The organism is Stenotrophomonas sp. B2, assembly GCF_014947095.1.
GTDB classification, from domain to species: domain Bacteria; phylum Pseudomonadota; class Gammaproteobacteria; order Xanthomonadales; family Xanthomonadaceae; genus Stenotrophomonas; species Stenotrophomonas maltophilia_P.
Genome location: NZ_JADCQA010000003.1, coordinates 39,854 through 60,192 on the forward strand (window position 1 = coordinate 39,854; position 20,339 = coordinate 60,192).

17 protein-coding genes are annotated in these 20,339 nt (G+C 66.6%); 8 read left to right on the forward strand and 9 right to left on the reverse strand.

Annotated features, from left to right (window positions below; all coding sequences use genetic code 11):
- Nucleotides 1-74: 74 nt before the first annotated feature.
- The 8 genes from IMX13_RS03950 (at nucleotide 75) to IMX13_RS03985 (ending at nucleotide 9,709) form a co-directional block, all read left to right on the forward strand.
- Nucleotides 75-2,786: a TonB-dependent receptor gene (locus IMX13_RS03950; protein ID WP_193395803.1), complete on the forward strand. Its 2,712-nt coding sequence runs from the start codon at nucleotides 75-77 to the stop codon at nucleotides 2,784-2,786.
- A 93-nt stretch (nucleotides 2,787-2,879) separates the two neighbouring features.
- A complete protein-coding gene (locus IMX13_RS03955; RefSeq protein ID WP_053515824.1) occupies nucleotides 2,880-3,602 on the forward strand; it encodes a FadR/GntR family transcriptional regulator in 723 nt (240 codons plus the stop codon).
- 10 nt (nucleotides 3,603-3,612) lie between these two features.
- Complete coding sequence (locus IMX13_RS03960) at nucleotides 3,613-4,248, forward strand: 2-dehydro-3-deoxy-6-phosphogalactonate aldolase (RefSeq protein WP_193395804.1); 636 nt, start codon at nucleotides 3,613-3,615, stop codon at nucleotides 4,246-4,248.
- Nucleotides 4,245-5,393: a galactonate dehydratase gene (dgoD, locus tag IMX13_RS03965; RefSeq protein ID WP_065182278.1), complete on the forward strand. Its 1,149-nt coding sequence runs from the start codon at nucleotides 4,245-4,247 to the stop codon at nucleotides 5,391-5,393. The genes IMX13_RS03960 and dgoD overlap by 4 nt, the downstream gene beginning before the upstream one ends.
- A 5-nt stretch (nucleotides 5,394-5,398) precedes the next feature.
- Nucleotides 5,399-6,163, forward strand: a complete 765-nt coding sequence (locus IMX13_RS03970) for an SDR family oxidoreductase (RefSeq protein ID WP_111186937.1) — start codon at nucleotides 5,399-5,401, stop codon at nucleotides 6,161-6,163.
- Nucleotides 6,160-7,095 (forward strand): SMP-30/gluconolactonase/LRE family protein, encoded by a 936-nt coding sequence (locus tag IMX13_RS03975; protein ID WP_193395805.1) that lies wholly within the window; start codon nucleotides 6,160-6,162, stop codon nucleotides 7,093-7,095. Before IMX13_RS03970 ends, IMX13_RS03975 begins: the two co-directional genes overlap by 4 nt.
- Nucleotides 7,092-8,651: a sodium/sugar symporter gene (locus IMX13_RS03980; protein ID WP_180875196.1), complete on the forward strand. Its 1,560-nt coding sequence runs from the start codon at nucleotides 7,092-7,094 to the stop codon at nucleotides 8,649-8,651. Before IMX13_RS03975 ends, IMX13_RS03980 begins: the two co-directional genes overlap by 4 nt.
- 5 nt (nucleotides 8,652-8,656) lie before the next feature.
- Nucleotides 8,657-9,709 (forward strand): sialidase family protein, encoded by a 1,053-nt coding sequence (locus IMX13_RS03985; protein WP_193395806.1) that lies wholly within the window; start codon nucleotides 8,657-8,659, stop codon nucleotides 9,707-9,709.
- A gap of 11 nt (nucleotides 9,710-9,720) precedes the next feature.
- Here the strand turns inward: IMX13_RS03985 and IMX13_RS03990 are convergent, their stop codons facing one another.
- From IMX13_RS03990 to IMX13_RS04030, 9 genes are all read right to left on the reverse strand, one after another.
- A complete protein-coding gene (locus IMX13_RS03990) occupies nucleotides 9,721-10,143 on the reverse strand; it encodes an H-NS histone family protein (RefSeq protein WP_193395935.1) in 423 nt (140 codons plus the stop codon).
- 77 nt (nucleotides 10,144-10,220) lie between these two features.
- Entirely contained in the window at nucleotides 10,221-11,702 is a 1,482-nt protein-coding gene (locus IMX13_RS03995; protein ID WP_193395807.1) for a porin, read from the reverse strand.
- Nucleotides 11,703-11,734: 32 nt separating this feature from the next.
- Nucleotides 11,735-12,775: an alpha/beta hydrolase gene (locus tag IMX13_RS04000; protein WP_193395808.1), complete on the reverse strand. Its 1,041-nt coding sequence runs from the start codon at nucleotides 12,773-12,775 to the stop codon at nucleotides 11,735-11,737.
- Nucleotides 12,776-12,834: 59 nt separating this feature from the next.
- Nucleotides 12,835-14,094 carry a serine hydrolase domain-containing protein gene (locus IMX13_RS04005; RefSeq protein WP_193395809.1) on the reverse strand — a complete coding sequence of 420 codons (1,260 nt, stop codon included), beginning with the start codon at nucleotides 14,092-14,094 and terminating at the stop codon, nucleotides 12,835-12,837.
- A 120-nt stretch (nucleotides 14,095-14,214) separates the two neighbouring features.
- A complete protein-coding gene (locus IMX13_RS04010; RefSeq protein ID WP_193395810.1) occupies nucleotides 14,215-15,165 on the reverse strand; it encodes a DUF2268 domain-containing putative Zn-dependent protease in 951 nt (316 codons plus the stop codon).
- A gap of 19 nt (nucleotides 15,166-15,184) precedes the next feature.
- A complete protein-coding gene (locus tag IMX13_RS04015) occupies nucleotides 15,185-15,868 on the reverse strand; it encodes a hypothetical protein (RefSeq protein ID WP_111186930.1) in 684 nt (227 codons plus the stop codon).
- An 11-nt stretch (nucleotides 15,869-15,879) separates the two neighbouring features.
- Nucleotides 15,880-16,476: an NADPH-dependent FMN reductase gene (locus tag IMX13_RS04020; RefSeq protein WP_193395811.1), complete on the reverse strand. Its 597-nt coding sequence runs from the start codon at nucleotides 16,474-16,476 to the stop codon at nucleotides 15,880-15,882.
- Nucleotides 16,477-16,557: 81 nt separating this feature from the next.
- The gene (locus tag IMX13_RS04025) at nucleotides 16,558-17,781 is read right to left on the reverse strand and encodes a hypothetical protein (protein WP_193395812.1); all 1,224 of its coding nucleotides are present in this window, start codon (nucleotides 17,779-17,781) and stop codon (nucleotides 16,558-16,560) included.
- Nucleotides 17,778-20,309 (reverse strand): TcfC E-set like domain-containing protein, encoded by a 2,532-nt coding sequence (locus IMX13_RS04030; RefSeq protein WP_193395813.1) that lies wholly within the window; start codon nucleotides 20,307-20,309, stop codon nucleotides 17,778-17,780. Before IMX13_RS04030 ends, IMX13_RS04025 begins: the two co-directional genes overlap by 4 nt.
- Nucleotides 20,310-20,339 lie beyond the last annotated feature (30 nt).

Sequence of the window (20,339 nt, forward strand, 5' to 3'; positions counted from 1 at the left end):
CCTACTGGCGCCCGCCTTCGCATGAAGGCGGGCCACTCAACCGCGACTGCTTTCCGGAATCCGGAGATACCGCCATGACCGCTCGTTCTTCCCGCACCGTGCTTTCCCTGGCCATCCTTTCGGCCCTCGCCCTGCCCTCTCTGGTGCAGGCGCAGGAGGCCGGCTCGCAGGAGGCCGTCAACCTGGACACGGTCACCGTGACCGCGCTGCGCCAAAGCCTGCAGACCGCCCAGTCGATCAAGCAGGAGGCGGAGATGGTCGTCGATTCGATCGTTGCCGAAGACATCGGCAAGCTGCCCGACAACAGCGTGGCCGACGCCCTGCAGCGCGTTACCGGTGTGCAGGTGGCTCAAGGCAACCAGGGCGAGACCACCGGGGTGGTGATCCGCGGCCTGCCGAACGTGATCAGCACCCTCAACGGCCGTGAGATCTTCAGCAGCTCCGGCCGCGGCTACGCCTTCCAGAATCTGCCGGCCACCGCCATCAAGAGCCTGAACGTCTACAAGAGCAGCGAGGCGAGCCTGCCACTGGGCGGCATCGCGGGCCTGGTGGACATCCAGCTGCGCCGCCCGCTGGATTTCGACGGTGCGGAGATCGCCGGCACCGTGACCGGTACGCACAGCAAGTACGGTGGCGACATCGATCCCTCCGCCAGCCTGCTGCTGAGCAACCGCTGGGACACCGATGCCGGCGAAATCGGCGCCATGGTCAACTTCGGTTATGTCGGCAAGCGCTATGCGTACGATGCGGTGTGGGGTGACTTCCCGAAGGTGCTGGAGAATCCGGATGGCACGCCGGCGCGTACCGATGACGGCAACCTGATCGCCGCCCCCAATGGCTGGGGCACCAACTACAACCATGGCGACCGCAAGCGCAGTGCGTTCAACTATGCCCTGCAGTGGAAACCCAGCGAACGCACCGAGGTCTATGTCGAGGGCCTCTATGATTTCGTGCGAGACGACTATGACCAGGCGTTCCTGTTCAGTTTCCCGGTCGGGGTGGTGCCGCCGACGGGGCTGCAGGTCGGCGACAACTGCTATGCCAACCGCCTGGACGGGCCGCTGTCCGGCCAGACCATCTGCGACGCCACCGCAGGTACATGGACCGGCGACAGCTATGCCGCCAGCAGCACCCAGGCGCACAAGCAGCGCGGCCAGGACATCCAGAACGCGCTGGGCTTCAAGTGGCGCGGCGACCAGCTGCGGCTGTCCACCGAAGTGGCCCGTACGTCCGGCTACTACCGCGATGAGAACTTCATCATCGACACCTTCCTGGCCGGGCCGATCACCACCGTATGGGACGGCACCTCGGGCAAGCACCAGAACTGGCACCTGGCCGGCAACCCGGCCATGGATCCGTCGCGCTTCTACCTCAATGGCCTGTTCCAGACCTGGGGCGAGTCGCGCGGCGAGGAAAACAGCTGGCGCGGCGACGGAACGTTCGAGTTCCTCGACGGCCCGATCGCCAACCTCCAGTTCGGCCTGCGCTATGCCGACCGTACCGCCAGCGCCAAGGGCAGCGTGGAAATCAGCACGCCGCCGCCAGGCGGTGCCGGTACGGGCAACATCACCGCCTCGCCCAACCCGGCCAACCAGGTGGTGGGGCTGTTCCCGGCCAGCAGCTTCTTCTGCAGCAAGCGCGGCAACTCCGCACTGAGCCAGTCGTTCCTGACACCCTGCTACGACTACCTGATCGACAACGCCGACGCGCTGCGCCGCTACTACGGTCTGCCGGACGGACTGGCGGCGGAGAATCCCGGCCGCTTCTTCGATATCGAAGAACGCAAGAGCGCCGGCTACCTGCAGGCGAAGTACGACTTCGAGCTGGGCGGCCTGCGCGTGGATGGCCTGGTGGGCGTGCGTGCGGAGAAGATCAAGCGTGAACTCAACGCCTTCTCGTTCGACGCGGGCACGGGTGTCTACAGTGCCATCACCCGCAGCACGCAGGACACCAATGCCCTGCCCAACGCGAGCCTGAACCTGCACTTCAACGATGCCTGGCAGCTGCGCGTGCTGGCGGCCAAGACACTGAGCTATCCGGACTTCGGTGCCTTGAATCCGTCGATCTCGCTGAACCCCGGCACCGTCAACCGGGCGGGCGTGGCCAGCAGTGGCAACCCCGACCTGAGCCCGATCAAGTCGACCAACTACGACATGTCGCTGGAGTGGTACTTCTCCCCGGTGGGCTACGTCAGTGCGGGCGTGTTCTATCGTGACATCGATGGCTACATCCAGAACTACATCACCAATGTGGTCATCGCCGGCGAGGACTACGAGCTGTCATCCCCGCAGAGCGCTGGCAGCGGCCATCTGCAGGGTGTCGAGCTGGCCTACCAGCAGACCTTCGACTTCCTGCCCGGCGCCTGGAGCGGCCTGGGTGCGCAGTTCAACTACACCTACATCGAAGGCGATACCAAGTCTCCGGAGTTCCTTGGCGGGCCCGTGATCTCGCGGCCGCTGCAGAACGTCTCGAAGAACAACTACAACGCCGTGCTGTTCTACGAGAACTTCGGCCTGAGTGCACGCCTGGCCTACGGCTACCGCAGCCGGTACATCGATTTCTTCACCCAGCCCACGGTCGCCGGAACGGAAGACCAGGTCGAGCCGGCCAGCTCGCTGGACTTCTCGATCAGCTACGACGTGACCCCGCGCGCCACGGTGGTGTTCTCGGCCACCAACCTGCTGGGCAACAACCTGCACCAGTACTGGGGCAGCGGCAACACGCGGCCGCGCGACATCCGTTACCAGGACAAGACCCTGGGCATGGGCTTCCGGTTCAAGCTCTGATGAGGACGCTCCCCCACATGCCTCACACCCTGCACCCGTCCTTTTGTCGGATAATAGGAGTGACCGCAGCCTGCGGTGCACCAAGCCAAAGGGATGCCTGTGAAACCGATCGAGGTACGCAACCTCTACGACCAAGTGGCCCAGGAGATCGGGCAGCGGATCATCAGCGGCGCACTTCAGCCGGGCGAATTCCTGCCCAGGGAAGAGCTGCTGTCACAGACCTTGTCCGTCAGCCGCTCCGCCCTGCGCGAGGGCCTGAAGGTGCTGGGCTCCAAAGGGCTGATCGAAACCCGGCAGAAAACCGGTTCGCGGGTGCGCGACCCGCGTCACTGGAAGCAGCTGGACAGCGACATCCTGGCGTGGCGCTGCGCGCTGATGCCCACCCAGGACTTCGTGGAAAAGCTGGTGGAGATGCGCGAGGTGATCGAACCGGCGGCCGCGGCTTCCGCAGCCGAGCGGCGTTCGCCCGCGCAGCTGGCCAGGATCAAGAGCGCGTACCAGGCCATGGCCGATGCGCCGGACCAGGATGCGTGGGCCAAGGCCGACCTGATGTTCCACGAGAGCGTGCTGGAGGCCACCAACAACGAACTGCTGGCATCCCTGTTCTCGGTCATCGACGCGGCGCTGGGCACCTTCTTCCTGCTCTCGGCGCAGACCGCGCAGGACTTCAAGTACTCGCTGCCGCGCCACTTCGACGTGTACGACGCCATCCGGCAGAAGCAGCCGGACGCGGCGCGCGCCGCCATGCTGGACATGATTGCCGACTCCCGCGCCAATCTGAAGGGCGCGCGGCTGTCCAGAAAACCCCCACGCTGAAGGAAACACCATGAGCACCGCCTGGATGCAACCCCTCCCCTTGGTTGCCATCCTGCGCGGGCTCACCCCGCAGGAAGCGCCCGCCGTCGGCGCGGCGCTGGCCGAGGCCGGCTTCCACATTCTGGAAGTCCCGCTGAACTCGCCGCAACCGCTGCAGAGCATCGAACTGCTCGCAAAGCAGCTCGGCGATCGCTGCCTGATCGGTGCCGGCACCGTCCTGTCCACCGCGCAGGTGCAGGACGTGAACAACGCCGGTGGCCGGCTGGTGGTGATGCCGCACGCGGACGTGGAGGTCATCGCCGCCGCCCACGCCAGCGGAATGGTCTGCACGCCCGGCGTGGCGACGCCCACGGAAGCCTTCGCCGCCCTGCGGGCCGGTGCGGATGCGCTGAAACTGTTTCCCGCCGAACAACTGCCCCCCCCGGTGCTGAAGGCGTGGTCCAGCGTGCTTCCCGCCGGCACGCCGCTGCTGCCCGTCGGCGGCATCACCCCGGAGCGCATGGCCGCCTACCGCCAGGCAGGTGCCGCCGGCTTCGGTATCGGCTCCGCCCTGTATGCCCCCAAGACCCCCGCGGACGACGTCGCACGCCGCGCGCGTGCGTTCATCGACGCCTGGAACAGAACGAACACGGACTCCCCCGCATGAAGATCACTGCCATCACGACCTACCTGGTGCCCCCGCGCTGGCTGTTCGTCCGCATCGACACGGACGCCGGCATCTGCGGCTGGGGCGAGCCCATCGTCGAAGGGCGCGCGCACACCGTGGCGGCGGCCGTGGAAGAGCTGTCCGACTATCTGGTCGGCAAGGACCCCCGGCACATCGAAGACCACTGGAACGTGCTCTATCGTGGCGGCTTCTACCGTGGTGGTCCGATCCTGATGAGCGCACTGGCGGGCATCGACCAGGCGCTGTGGGACATCCACGGCAAGGCACTGGGCGTGCCGGTGCATGCCCTGCTGGGCGGCCCTGTGCGCGACCGCATCCGCGTGTACTCATGGATCGGCGGCGATCGGCCGGCCGACACCGCCCGTGCCGCCCGCGACGCCGTGGCACGCGGTTTCACTGCGGTGAAGATGAACGCCACCGAGGAAGTGCAGTTCGTCGATAGCCATGACAAGGTCACGCGGGTACTGGAGAACGTGCAGGCCGTGCGCGATGCGGTGGGCCGCGATGTGGGAGTGGCCGTGGACTTCCATGGCCGCGTGCACAAGCCGATGGCCAAGGTGCTGATGCGCGAGCTGGCGCCCTTCGGGCTGATGTTCATCGAAGAGCCGGTGCTTTCCGAGCACCTGGAAGCCATCCCGGAACTGGCCGCCCTTTCGCCTGCGCCGATCGCGCTGGGCGAACGCCTGTACTCCCGCTTCGACTTCAAGCGCGTACTGCAGACCGGTGGCGTGGACATCCTGCAACCGGATCCATCGCACTCGGGTGGCATCACGGAAACCCGCAAGATCGCGGCCATGGCCGAAGCCTACGACGTCGCCATCGCTCTGCACTGCCCGCTCGGTCCGATCGCGCTGGCGGCCAACCTGCAGCTGGATGCGGTCTGCTACAACGCCTTCATCCAGGAACAGAGCCTGGGCATCCACTACAACGCCAGCAACGATCTGCTGGACTACCTGGTGGACCGCGCGCCCTTCGAGTACAGGGAAGGCTTCGTCAGGATTCCCGACGGCCCGGGGCTGGGCATCGAGATCAACCAGGCCTACGTTGACGAGCGTGCCGCCGAAGGCCACCGCTGGCGCAACCCCATCTGGCGTCATGCCGATGGCAGCGTGGCCGAGTGGTGAGCGCCATGACCGATCAGGCACGTTATCCCAGCCTTGAGAACCGCGCGGTGCTGATCACCGGTGGTGCCACCGGCATCGGCGCCGCCTTCGTCGAGCACTTCGCGCGGCAGGGTGCGAAGGTCGTCTTTCTCGACATCGACGACAGCGGCGCCCAAGCACTGCTGGAAAGCCTGGGCGACATTGCGACTGCCCCGCGCTATCTGCATTGCGACATCACCGATATCGAGGCACTCCGGTCCGCCATCGCCCACGCGCGCATCCTGGCTGGACCGTTCTCGGTGCTGGTCAACAATGCCGCCAACGATGCTCGTCATGCCCTGGCCGACACCGGCATCGCGGACTTTGAACGCAGCATGGCGGTGAACCTGCGCCACCAGTACTTCGCCATCCAGGCGCTGGTGCCGGACATGCGCGCCCTGGGCGGCGGTTCGATCATCTGCCTGGGTTCGACGGGCTGGATGATCAAGAACAGCGGGTATCCGCTGTACGCGGTGGCCAAATCCGCGGTCCACGGCCTGGTCAACGGCCTGGCCCGGGAACTGGGGCAGGACCGCATCCGCATCAATGCGCTGGTACCGGGCTGGGTGATCACCGAGAAGCAGCAGCGGCTGTGGCTGGACGCGGAGGGCGAAGCACAGCTGCGTCGTGCGCAATGCCTGCCGGGCTATCTGCGCGCGGATGACCTGGCGCGCGCCGCCCTGTTCCTGGCCGCCGATGACAGCCGCATGTGTACCGGCCAGGACTTCATCATCGACGGAGGCTGGGTGTGAGCGGGTCCGCAACTGTCGCGGTGCCGGCCGCAAACACCCTGGGCGAAGGCGTGCTGTGGTGTGACCGCGAATCGGTGGTGTACTGGACCGACATCGCGCAGGCGCAGCTGTGGCGCTATCGCCCCGGTGACGGCGCGCTCACCCGCTGGCCGATGCCGGAGCGGCTGGCCGCACTGGCATTGTGCGAAGCCGAAGGCTGGCTGCTGCTGGCGTTGGCGTCGCGGCTGGCATTCTTCCATCCGGCGCGCGGCGAGCTGCGTGACGTGCTTGTGCTGCCCGACACAGGGGCGCGTGTGCGCGCCAATGATGGCGCCTGTGACCGCCAGGGCCGTTTCGTGTTCGGCATGCTGCATGAGCCCACGAACGGTCCGAAGCAGGCCGTCGCACCCTTCTACAGGCTCACCGCCGAGCTCGTGCTCGAGACGCTTCCGCTACCGACTGTGGCGATTGCCAACAGCGTAGCGTTCAGTCCGGACGGCCGCACGATGTACTTCTGCGACTCGCTGCAGAAGCAGATCCTGCGTTGCGATTACGGCGACAGCCCGGGTGCGGTAACAGTGTTCGCCGATCTGCGCGCCGAGGATGGCGAGCCCGATGGCAGTGTGGTCGATGCCGAAGGCGGACTCTGGAATGCCCGCTGGGGCGGTTCGCGCGTGGTTCGCTACCGGCCCGATGGCCAGCAGGACCGCATACTTTCCGTCCCGGTCGCGCAGCCCACCCGCCCGGTCTTTGGCGGCAGCACGCTGCGAACGATGTTCATCACCAGCGCGCACGACGGCCTGGACGCGGCCGCGCGCGCGCGCGACCCCTTCGCCGGCCATCTGTTCGCCACCGACGCCGGCATCGCCGGCGTTCCCGAGCCCCGGTTCGCCGGCAACCCCAATGACGTGCCGCCGTGCCCACAGCGCGGACCCATCGCGGAGCTTCCATGAGCCTTTCCCCCCTGGATATCAGCATCGTGCTGGCCTATCTGGCCGGCATCTTCATCCTCGCGCAGTGGGTTTCCCGCGAGAAGGCCGGCCGGCAGAAGTCGGCCCAGGACTACTTCCTGGCCAGCCGCAGCCTGCCGTGGTGGGCGATCGGTGCCTCGCTCATCGCGGCCAACATCTCGGCCGAACAGATCATCGGCATGTCCGGCTCGGGCTATGCCATCGGCCTGGCCATCGCATCCTATGAATGGATGGCGGCGATCACGCTGCTGATCGTCGGCAAATGGTTCCTGCCGATCTTCCTGCGCAACGGCATCACCACCATGCCGCAGTTCCTGCAGGAGCGCTACGGCAACCGCATCCGGACGCTGATGGCCGTGTTCTGGCTGGGCCTGTACGTATTCGTCAATCTCACCTCGATCCTGTGGCTGGGTTCGATCGCCATTGCCGGCGTGGCAGGCCTCAACCAGGACGTGGCGCTGGTGCTGCTGGGCGCCTTCGCACTGGCCTATCAGTTGTATGGCGGCCTGAAGGCGGTCGCGCTGACCGACATCGTGCAGGTCTCGCTGCTGGTTCTGGGTGGCCTGCTGGTCACCTTCATCACGCTGGGCCAGATCGGCAACGGCAGCGTCACCGACGGCTTCATGCAGCTGTGGCAGCAGCATCCCGAACGCTTTGAAATGATCCTCAGCAAGGACAACCCGTTCTACAAGGATCTGCCGGGGCTGTCGGTGTTGCTGGGCGGCATGTGGATCGCCAATCTCAGCTACTGGGGTTTCAACCAGTACATCATCCAGCGCGCACTGGCCGCCAAGGATCTGCGTGAGGCGCAGAAGGGCGTGGTATTCGCTGCGTTCCTGAAGCTGCTCATTCCGGCCATCGTGGTGCTGCCCGGCATCGCCGCGGTCATGCTCGCCCCCGGCCTGGAACGTCCGGACGCGGCCTACCCGACGATGCTGGCGCTGCTTCCCAGCGGCATCCTGGGCCTGGTGTTCGCCGCGCTGGTGGCCGCCATCGTTGCGTCGCTGGCATCGAAGATCAATTCCGTCGCCACCATCTTCACGCTCGACTTCTATGCCAAGCGCGCGCCCGATGCCTCGGAAGCCAGACTGGTGCGTGTTGGCCGGTTCGCGGCGTCCGTCTCGATCATCGTGGCAGTGCTGACCGCGCGCCCACTGCTGGGCGGGTTCGACCAGGGCTTCCAGTACATCCAGGAGTTCACCGGCTTCTTCACCCCCGGCATCGTGGTGATCTTCCTGCTGGGCCTGTTCTGGAAGCGTGCGAACGAAGCCGGTGCGCTGGCTGCGGCGGTCGGCTCCTTCGTACTGTCGCTGGCCCTGAAGCTGCTGTGGCCCTCGCTGCCCTTCATGGACCGCATGGGCGTGGTGTTCCTGGTCACGCTGTTGCTGGGCGTAGGCGTCGCGCTGGGCACCCGCGCCAGTGGCGATCGTGATCGTATCCGCACCGACGATGTGAGCTATGCCACCGCCCCATCGTTCAACGTCGCTTCGCTGGCGGTGCTGGCGATCCTGGTGGCCCTCTACGCAACCTACTGGTGACCTGGATGCGCCTGACTGTCCGACACGCATTCGTTCTGCGCAGTGGTATGCGCTGCCTCGCCCTGCTGGCCCTGAGCGGGTTCGCCTCTGTGCTGCACGCAGCGGAGATCACATGGACCGGCACCGCCACCGTGGCTGCCCGCAACGCGGGCTGGGGGCGATTGGCGCAGCTGCCGGATGGCCGCTGGCTGGCAGTGACCACGCGCTTCAATGAAGGGCAGCCGACCACCCTGCAGCTCTCGATCAGCAGTGACCGGGCCCGCAGCTGGGCGCCCTGGTCCGATGTGGCCGAGCCCGGCCGGATGATCGACAACGGCGAACTGCTGGTGCTGCCGGAGGGGCGTGTGCTGCTGGCGATGCGTTCGCTGGTCGAAGGCGTCTCCTACCGGCTGCATCTCTATGCCAGCGACGACCTGGGAGCACACTGGACCTTCCTGAGCACCCTCGCCGGCAACGAGGCACCGCACGGGCGCAAGGACCGCGGCGTGTGGGAGCCGGTGTTGACGCGCCTGGACGACGGCACGCTGTCGGTGGTGTATGCCGATGAAACCCGTGCCGACGAGCATCCGTCCTACAACCAGGTCGTTTCACAGCGCCTGTCCAACGATGGCGGGCGCACCTGGGGACCTGTGATGACGATTGCCGAACAGCCCGGCGGTGGGCAGCTCCGGCCCGGCATGCCGGTCATGGCACGCCGCCCCGCCGGTGGCTACCTGATGGTGTTCGAGACCTGCGGCGATGATCCGCAATGCCCGGTGTCGTACAAGGTCTCGACGGACGGGCGGACCTGGCCGGCCGGCCTCGGTACGCCGCTCGCCGACCAGCGCTGCGGCCCCCACGTCATGACCAGTACGCGCGGGGTGATGTTCGTGACCTCGTGCCTGAACGAAGTCAGCTGGAGCGAGGACAGCGGATCGAGCTGGCGCACGGTGACGCCTCCCGCATGGCCGCTGGGTTTCCGCCATTCCTGGCCCGCCGTGGTCGAGCTCGGCCCGGCGGAGATCGGCGTCGTGAACGTGGTGGACGGCGCAGTGCAGATCCGTTTCGGGAGCTACTAGGGGACGCCCCATCACTTCTGCTTGAACACACTCCTGCGCCCGATGACCACATCCTTGCCCGTCGTCGGCCTGGCCAGGCCCGGAATCAGGAAATCGGTCGCGCTGCGACCGTGCCGGGTCTTGTCCGCAAGCCAGCGCGGCATGCGCCCTCGGCCGGTCCAGGTGTTCCGTCGGTTCTCGGGGTCGCGGTATTTGGGTGCGACCTTGCCCGTCTTCCGGCGCCTGTGGGAAGCGCTGCCCGCAGGCACGGGCACCGCGCTGGCGCCGGCGAACAGTTCCTCGATTGAATAGCCGCATTCTGCGGCAGCGGCGACCAGCTCACGCCTGACGACGGCCGCGGAACGTCGCTGTGCGAGAAGTTGCAGCCGCCGCTCGGCGGCCGCGATGAGTGCCTTCAGCTGCCGCTCGTCCAGCGCCTTGATATCGATATGCATGGCACGCAGCGTGGTGGTGGCGCCGTGGCCTGTCAAGGGATGCTCCGCAGATGCCGCACCCGGATCGCCGACCGGGCTCAGAACGAGACCTGCGCCCGTACGCCGACAGTATTGCCGGAATCCGGCCCTTGGGCATTGCCCACCTTGTTGTCGGTTTTCCAGTGAACGTAGTTCAGCATCAGGCGTGACCAGTTGTTGAGGTACCAGTTGAGCCCGAGCGTCCATGCCGTGCCCTCGCCGCCGCGGGCAGCATCAAGGAAGTCGTAGCGGTCATAGCGGGCCGCCAGCTCGAAGGCGCCGATGCCGCCTTCCTGCACGGGGCGAAGTACGCGCGTGGTACCCCATACCCCGGAGCGGCTGCTGAATCCAGGGCGCTCACCGGTGATCAGCCAGCCTGCGTAGATCGATGTGGCCTGCTGGTCGACCGGGTCGACCGTGCGCGACTCGATGGTGCGCGTGGTGTGTTCGGCAAAGGCCCACACCGGGCCGTACACCCCGCCCAGTTCCAGGCCCCAGGCGCGGTTGTCGGTGACGTTGGCGATGGAACTGGCCGATACGCGCACGTTGCCGTTCCAGCCCAGTGCGATCGGCGAGGTCTTGTTGATGCTGCCGACGTCCTGGCCGAGATCCTCGTACCAGTACCAGCCGCCCAGGTGCAGGAAGCCGGCCTGGCCACGCAGCGGGTTCCAGTGCGCACGCAGCAGATACGCAATCGTGTCGCTGGCCGTGCTGTCATTGCCGATATCGTCGCCGGTCACCGCGACGCTGGCATGCCAGCCATCGCCGATCACCTTGGTGGTGACGCCCAGTCCGTAGTACCCGCTCTGCTGGGCGCCCACCGAGGCCACGGCATTGCGCTGCATGAAAGGCGTGTTCACTCCACTGGTGCCACCGTCGAGGCCACGGTCCTTGAGCTTGTTGCCCACGTAGATTTCCGTTGGCAGTCCTCCCATCCGCGTGTCCCAGGACAGGTAGGTGTCCTTCAGTGATACCTCGTTGCCAGCAAAGTCCGCATCGATCTTGTAGCCCAGCGGTCCCATCTGTCCCTCTGCGCCCAGGCGGCCGCTGGCCAGATCGGTGCCGGTGACGTTGCGCGCATCGAATCCAGAACCGTGGGTGGTGCTGAAATCCACCAGCACGCGGCCACGGGGATGGAAGGTGAACCGGCCATCACTGCTGCGCAGCTCGGGGCCACCCTTGCGCCAGCGCACATTGCCATCGCCTCCCCCACCGGTCGCGGCAAGCTGGGCCACCTGTGCCTGCAGAATGGCCAGGTCGTCCTGCCGGGTGTCGGCGATTGCGGCGGCTACCTGCGCGTCAACGTTGGCATCGCTGCCGGGCACTGCGGCAGCGCCCTGCGTTCCCCCTTCCAGCGCAGCCAGGCGTGCGCTCAGCTGCTGCAGCAGGGTTGCCTGTTCGCGCAGCTGTCTGGCCTGCTCCTGCACCTGTGCACGCAACCCGGCTTCGGTATCGCTGGCCGCGGCCAGCACGGAGGATGACGCCAGCAACAGGCCGCCGCCGGCAGCCGCGGCGAGCGCGGCACGCTTCAGTGAATTCATGGAGTTCTCCCGAATGAAGTACGGTGCGCGGCTCAGTCGCCCGCGCCATCGTCGTCCAGCGCAGGCTGGGGCTGAGGTGCAGCGGCCGGCATCGCCAGGCCACCGTTCGGGGGCAGCCGCGCAGGCGCTGGCCCGAGGTAGCCGTGGCTACGTGCCCAGTTGGCGAAGAGCCGCGGCCACTGCGCCACCAATGTGCCGGGCCGGCCCAGCCCCCAGCTGTGGCCTCCGGCCTCGAACAGATGCAGCTCCACCGGAATACCCGCTGCATGCGCGGCCTGGTACATCGCCAGGCTGTGGCCGACATCCACGATGCGGTCATCCACGGCCTGGGCCAGGAACACCGGCGGCATGTCCTTGCGGATGTGTTCTTCGACCGAATACGCCTGCTGGGCGTCGTCCTGGCTCGCCAGCTCCCGCTTCGATCGGGTCTGGTCCAGCGGCGCACGCATTGAAACGACCGGATAGATCATGCCGAGGAAATCCGGCCGCGCCGACAGCTGGTCGGCGGCATCCACCGGCGCATACAACGGGGCATCGAAGCGCGTGGCGACGATCCCGGCCAGGTTGCCTCCAGCGGAAAAGCCCAACGCGCCGATGCGCTCCGGATCGACCCCCAGGCTGCGCGCCTGTGCGCGCATCAGCCGCATGGCGCGCTGGCCATCCTGGAAGGGCGAGACAGGTGCCCATCCATCGGCAGGCAGCCGGTAGTAGACGACCGCAGCCGTGACCCCCAGCGACTGCAGCCACTGCGCCGTCGGCTTGGCGGCGCTGCCGATCTGGATCCGGAAGTAGCCGCCACCGCCGAAGATCACCACCGCGGAGCCGTTCGGCTTCAGCGGGCGATAGATTTCCATGCGCGCATCGCTGATGCCCGAGACCGCGCCCTTCGCGCTGCCTTCGATCCCGATCCGTTCCGGGCCACGCGCGCGTTGCTGCCAGTGGTCCTGCGGCCACAGCGGAACCACCTCGGGTGCAGGCACCGACGATGCCGCCGGCGCCGCACCCGCGAGCAAAGGATTCAGCAGCAACACAAGCACTGCCAGCCTGCGCAGTCTCCCCATGTACAGACTCATCTCACGCCCCTCCCGTAGGCCTTCACGGGACGAAGTGTGCGTCGAGCGGCGCTGGGCTCCTATAGCCGGATGGGACTAGCTGTGCTGCGTACTTCTGTGTGCACTGCAACATCATCCTGCGCCCCGCCGATGCCCGTGGCGGGCGCAGCCAACGCAGGCATCGACTTCGCCAGGCGAATGATCTCCGCTGGAAACGTGGCGTAATCGTCGACCGGGAAGGCATGGCTTTCCCTGCGCTGGATCAGCCGGACCGCGACGATGCGCTGCTCCGGTACGACCACCAGGTGCTGGCCAAGATATCCATTGGCGGCGTAGGCGCTGACCGGACCACGCTGGGATTGGAAAAGATCGGCGATCTTCAGCCCGCGGGCGGTGATCTCGGTGGCGTACAACGGCTGCCAATCGTCGCCCAGCTGCTGGCTGAGATGCGCCATCAGCGCGGACTTGCTGGCAAAGGTGCTGCCTTCCGCCGCCAGCAGCGCATGCTGAAGCCGGTCAGATACGCCGCGCTCCCGGAGCGTGCGCTGCGCATCATTCCGCAGCGTGTATCGCTCCCATTCCGGCAGCCGCCACCACAGTAGTCCGACGTCCGCAGACTGCGCACTCTCGACGGTCATCAAGGAGATCGCGTGTTCGCTCATCAGGCGCGTTCCGTCCTTGGCCACGCCGCCATCGAGCATCAGCTGACCAATGGCGGCCAGGTCCCGGGCTGACAGGGAGAGCCCGGCCATGCCCAAGGGCGTGCCCGCTTCATCCTTCATCCAGTCGTAGCGCGTGATCCCCAGGGGCCTGAAAAGGCGCGCCTCCAGATAGGCATCCACGGGCTGGCCGGCCAGGCGGGCAATGATGCCCGGCAGAAGATTGGTGGCCTTGTTGTTGTAGGAGAACGCGCTGCCGGGCGCGGACGTGATTTCCGCTGCCAGCGCGAGCTGCACGAGATCCGGCGCGGATTCCAGCTCGACCCCCGCGTTGGGAACGTTCTGCAGGCCGGAGGTATGCTCCAGCAACATCCTTACCGTGATGTCCCGCTTCTGGCCCTGGCGCCATTCCGGATAGATCGCACTGACCGGTTCGTCCAGCGACGCAAGCTTCCCGTCATCGAGCAGCAGGCCGATCGCCAGCGCCATGATCGACTTGGTGGCCGACATGAGGTGAATCGGCTCGCTGGTCGAGGCCACATCCAGCAGTGGAACACCGTCCTTCTGGATCAGCACAGCGTCGGAATGGGCAGCACGCCCGTTACGCTCGATATCCGCCAGCACCTCGGCAGGCGACTGCCTGGCCTCGGCGAAAGGACAGTACAGCGCGAACGCCAGCAATACGGACGCCACGTGTCGGATGGCAGACAAGGCAATGCTCCTTCCTGGGACATGCGGTCAGAGTGGCGATGGAGGCAGACCGCCTGCAGTGCCTGAAGTCATGGCTTCAGCACGACGTGCCTACCGCGCCGCGGTACTGCCGGGAACGCACGCCGGCGTCCAACCACTGGCGCTGAACAGCGCCTCTGCGGTTTCGGGCCTTACATCCAGCAGCTCGGCGATGGCCTTCTGCCTGTCGTCGGCGCGGTTGACGTACGCCCGCGCGATGCGCTGCCCGACCCAGTAACCCAGATCGCCGCGGCGGGTGTCGTCGCCAGGGCCGTTGTACAGCCACCGCGACAGGTCGGTGCTGTCGCGCTGCGCGACGAATTCCCGTTCCAGGGCGCATTCGCGCCCTGCGGTCCAGCGCTGCAGATGGCTGTTGGCGGGCTGCCCGGAGATCAGTTCACCCACATACTCTGCACCGCCCTCCAGCAGCGTCTGGTACAGCAGCGTAGGCGCCGGTACTTCAACAGCGGCGCCGTGCTGTTGCACGTGCACATACTCGTGCGCGATCAGGTGCACGAAGCGTTCCGTCACATCGGCCTGCATCCAGTCCGCGTTGCAGAGTGTCTCCAGGCCGATCACCACGCCGTCCGGCGTGGTAACGCCACCGGTGGTGCCCCGTCCGACGAGGAGGGTGACCGGAGGAAAACGGGCCGACGGCACGATCTCGCCGAGATTCCGCAGCGCACGGGTCACTCCGCTGCGGATGCCCGGCAGTGCCGCAGCACACGTGCGCGCCTTCACATACAGCGCCGGCTTCTGCTGGATTACATCGGCAAGCCGCTGCATCGAGCCGATACGCAGTTCGCTGAACTGATGCAGCGCATCGCTGCCCGGCTCCAGATAGCGGCGCTGCAGCAACAATGCATCCGGCCTGCCACCGCTGGCGTCCATCACCGCGAAGAAGCGTGTCACATCATCGGTTCGCACGATGGGCGCGCGCGCCCGGGTCTCCGCCTGTGCGGCCGTGGCCAACAAGGCTATTGCCAGCCCACCGGCGATCCATCTGCAGATGACCGATGCCATCGACCGCCGCGTCCGGCGTCTACTGCGCACCGGCTTCCGGGGCCAGCGTATGCACCACCCTGCCCTGTGCATCGAGGAACTCGATGGCACCATGGCCTTCGGCAGTGACGGTCAGGCGCAGGCGGGTCCGGTCCTGCTTGTCATTCAACGCGATGGCCGGCGTGCCGTCGGCGCCCACCACCATCTGGATGCGCGTCGGAACCTGCACCCCCGGCACCAGCTTGTTGCCCAGTGCGGCATCGCGGATCGGCGGCGGCGCCTGGTTGATCGAGAACCGGACCTCGCCATCGGGCGATACCCGCCAGCCGATCGCATCCATGGCCGGATGATCCAGCGCCAGCACGGCCATCCCGCCCTCGATGTCAGCGGTGCCGAATCCGCCGCGTTCACTGCCCTTGTCGTCGTACAGCACCATGCCCGCGACGTTGAACGCGCGCTTGTACTGGATGCCATCGATGATCGGTGCCGGCGTCTGCCCCGACAGCGTCATGCGGATCACGCCCTTGTCATCCACGATGTCGATGCGGCGGGCTGTGATCCGCTCGCTGTCAGGACGTTCGACGCGAGTCTGCGGCGAGCGGTCGACAATCAGCCGCTGCAACTGCTCGGACGACGGGCGCTTGGTGCTCTCGTCTGACTCGGCCCAGGCATTGCCGGTCAGCATCGCGGCCAGTGCAAGGGCAAGGCATCCAATCGGTTTCATGCGAGTGTGGTTCATGGCCTGCGCTCCCCGCGCAACTGGTGAATCCAGCTCTGGAACCCCTCCAGGAAGCGGTGCAACCGCTTGCGGGTGGCGTCATCGAAGTCATTCGTTGCGGTGTCGAGTGCCGATGCCGCCTCGGCAATGTACAGCTGCGGCGAGGTCATGACGAGTGCCCCCACCGCGGCCAGCGCGTGGCGCAGCTGCGATTGCGCCAGCCGTGTGCCCCACCGCCCCGGGGTGGCGCCCATGATGGCGACCGGCTTGCCGGACAGCACCTCACCCAGCGCGGCATCGTTGCGCGACAGCCAGTCCAGGGTGTTCTTCAACACGCCCGGCAGGGACTGGTTGTATTCGGGCGTGGCGATCAGCACGCCGTCGGCCGCCGCAACCGCAGCACGCAGGCGCATCACGCCGTCCGGACCACCCGCAGCGTCTGCTTCCAGGTCTTCGTTGAACAGCGGAATGTCAGCGATGCTGTCATGGACGGTCAGCGACAGGCCGGCCGGCGCCGAGCCTGTTGCAGCGTCGATCAGGTGCCGGTTGTAGCTGTTCCGGCGCAGGCTGCCGGCGAAAGCGAGTACGCGCAGGGGGGCGGAATTGTCAGGCATCAGAGGTTCCCAGGAAGGACCGGATGGAGAGCACTCGTCCGAATGCTCTGCCGATGATGCCAGACACCACACGTCGCAGCGCTATGGATCTGCGTCGAACACCACGGTGACGCTGCCCTGATACGTGGTGCCCGGGTGGTCCAGCATCTTCCGTACCGGCTCGCCGTTCACGGCGAACCGAAGCGTCGACGAACGCCCGATGATGACGGCATCTGCGGTGAATACAGGCGGAGGCTGGTTCACCCGCAGCGGCAGATCCACCACCTGGCGGCCACTCGCGCGATCACGGAAACCCGGCAATGTCAGGCTGACATCCAACGGAACGTCATCGGCATCAACGCTCGTGTTGCGGATCCCGCAGCGTCCGTCTGCCTGCAGGTGCTCGCACTGCATCGAGACACTGAACTGGCCGGAACTGCTGATGTGGAACGGAACTTCCTGCTGCAGCCGCGCCGGTGCGATGCCATGGTCGGTCCACTGGCTCCACCCGCCTCTGGGCGCCAGCACCGCGTGATCCATGCCAGGGGCCACATCCAACCGGAACGCGTGGCGCACCTCCAGGCGGAAATGCACGTTCACCAGGCTGTCGGACAGGGATACCCGGTGCCCGAGGTCGAAGTCACTGCCCTGCCCGGTTCCCCCGAACGAGAAGCGGGTCGAACCGGTGTAGATGCCACTGCGCATCTCCAGCGGCGCCGGGGTTTCCAGCGCATAGACGAAATCCAGTGCTGGAATGGCATAGTTGTTGGTGTTCACCCAGTGCAGGCCGCAGGCGACGGCGCCCTGTCCATCGTCGCGGCGCAGGAGCATGCGCATGACAGTATAGGCACTTGATCCTGTCACCCCATACGAGCAGTTGTTCGGTCCGCCGCTGGAGTAGAACCCGCTCGACGCCCCGTCCCTGTCCTCGTCGGTGAACCGCATCGCCGCCCCGATCACCCGCAGGGTAAGGTCGAAGCTGCTGGCGCCATCCTCGGACGTGACGGTCACGGTGCGCGGTGCCGGCATCGCGATATAAAAGCCATCCGGGCCGTAGTCCGCATTGCGGATCACCTCCTTGCTGCCACGGACGGTCGTATCGATGCTCCACCAGTTGTTGGCGATGCAGGTCGCCATATGCGCATTGGCGCAGACCCCGCTCCACGGCGTGGTATTGACGAATCCCCGTTGGTTGGGGTTTGCCAGGTCCGGCTTGAACTCGGCCGTGATGTACACGTCGCCCGCCTGCGCGGCCAGCGCGGGCAGCAGCATCAGCATGCCAAGGGCAAGCCGGCGAAGAAGGCGGTAGTGCGCAAGGAACATCATGGCGCTTCTCCAGCATGGCCGGCCGCAGCCTGTGCGGCCAAGGCCGAAGGTGGACATCTGAGGATGCCGGCCATCCACATCTCCCCACGCGGGCGGGTTGTGCGGCCATCGAGCTCGAAACTGCATGCGCTGATGTCCGGATGACGCACCACCAGCGTCGGCATCCGGCTGTTCATCTCCAGGGCGAAGAAGCCATCGGCCTCGGCGACACTGCGCCCGGCATGATTGACCACGTGCGCACCCGCGAGCGGCCGCCCCTGCGAGTCCTGCAGATGGCCCATCACGGTGATCGTGCTGACGACATCGACCTGGTTGTAGGCGATGCCGCCCTTGTTGAGGTGATAGGGCAGCACCGACGGCTGGATCGCGGCGGCCGGCGCATGGTGATCATCGAAGTCGAGCTGGATCGACCCGGGCCTGTAGGCGGACACCGGCAGCAGATTGCGGCCGGGGCGCAGGATATGGGAACCGCCACGGCTGTCATGGGCACGGATCGTGGCGCCGGCCAGGTCCGAACGCACATCGATGATCATGCCGGTGTCAACCATGCTGGCCTGGCCGTCGCCTGCGATCGCCAGGGAGCCTCCGCCCACGGCAAGCGTGCTCTCCAGATTGACGCCCCCGCTCACACCACCGTCCAGCGAAGAGCGCTGCAGATGGAGATCCCCGCGCAGTGCAGCCGACTCGAAGTGGGCGTTGCCGCCCAGGCCGATGCCGGTGCTGTCCACGGTGACCTGCCCGGCGACACTGTGCACGATGCTGTCTGCGAAGCGCTGTTGTACGCCTGCGCTGGCGTAGACGTCACGGCCACCCCGGGCCCCGGTCCGTGAGCCAAGGCTGCCACTGTAGCGGCGCCCATCCTGGCCGAGCGCGATGTTCAGGGTGAACTCCACGCCACGATTGCGTCGCAGGCCCGAGCTGATGCTGCCGGGGCGATCGAAGACCGAAGCCCGCCAGTTGGCGTCACTGCCGAACAGCGTCTGCCGACGGCTGAATGAAAGGTCGAAGCCGGTGCCGCGGCTGATGCCCTGGCTGTGTGAGATCCGGGCCGAGAGCTGGCCATGCCGGCCGAACCCGTGATTGACCCCGACTGCCGAGGTGCGCGACCAGCCCTCGCGCACGGGCGCGCTGGTGTACCCGGGAAACGGCGGAGGCTCGATGAGGTCGCCCTGCACCTGCCAGCTCCGCGTATGCGAGGCGACCACGCTGCCATTGCGGTAGCGCAGCAGGCCCTGCAGGTCCACGCCCTTTCCGGTCCGGTTGGAGGTATAGGCGTTCGTGTAGACATTGGCCCAGTCGTTGACCTGCCAGTCGACTGAACCGGCAAGCGAGCGCTCGTCCCCGATGGATTGCACAGCAACGCCAAGCACCGCACGTGGATGCGCAAGATAGTTGACCACGCCGCCCACGGCGGGCCGGCCCGCGCCGGGATCATCGAAGCTGTCCAGCAGGCTGTCCTGCACGCCGGCAAAGGCGCTGTAGCGCCAACGCCGGCTGGGATCGCGCCACTGGGCGGGTTTGTGGATGATGGATGTCGTGCGTGACGTCTCGCGCCCGTCCTCGATCACACGCAGTTCCACTTCATAGATGCCGCCAGGCAGACGTCGCGTCTCCACCTGCTGCAGCCCCGGACGGACCGCCTGGGTCAGGATCAGGCTGCCGTCGCGGTAGACCTCGACGCTTCCTTCGCGGTTGGCGGTGACATACACGGGATACAGGCTGGGCGAACGACTGTCCACCAGCAGCGTATCGGACGAACCTGCCATCACCCCGAAGGTGGTGAAACGGGTGCGTCCGGCGCCACGGGGCTGCCGTGTAACGCCGTCGAAATTCGGGAGGAACCATCCTGCACGCAGGAAATGGTCCTTGAACTCACGCTGCGCGTGCAGTGACTGCAGGACATGGCGGACGCGACGATCATCCTCGCCGCTGCGGTCCGCCTGGTAGCTGGCGTCCAGTGTCCAGTTGCCGACGCTGCCCTGTGCGGCGAGCGCGTAGCGACCGGCAGCCCGCTGGCCCTCTCCGCCGTAGGCATTCAACTGGTGGCGCAGGATCAGGCCACTGCTGCCGGAATCAGGCAGCGACAGGTGGCGCTGCACCGCCAACGCCTGGCCGGCCGCTTCGGAGGCGATCGAAAGCAGGGAGCTCTCGAGGCTGTAGTGCAGGCCGGCGAGCCCATCGCGGCACGGCTTGGTGCACGGGCCGAGGGCATGAGGGGAGGCCAGCACGGCCAGCCAACGCTCACGCTCGCTCTCGGGCTGGGTGCTGCCGTGCGCATCGGTGAACTCCAGCAACGACACCGCGTTGTCGCGGGTAAGCACGGCGCGCGCGTCGCCGAGATACTCGCCGTCCCGCTCTACCCGGACCACCAGCGGCACATCGAAGAAGTGATCGCGGAAGTCATCCGGCAGGGCATCGGACTGCTCCAGCAGGTTCAGTGTGTCCAGCGCGCCCTCGGCAGCCAGCACGGCAGGCGCGGTGCAGAACAGCGCGAGGGTAATGGCGAGAGGGAGGGTGCGCGGAGACATGATGGCTTCTTGTTTAGTCAGAATGAGGCG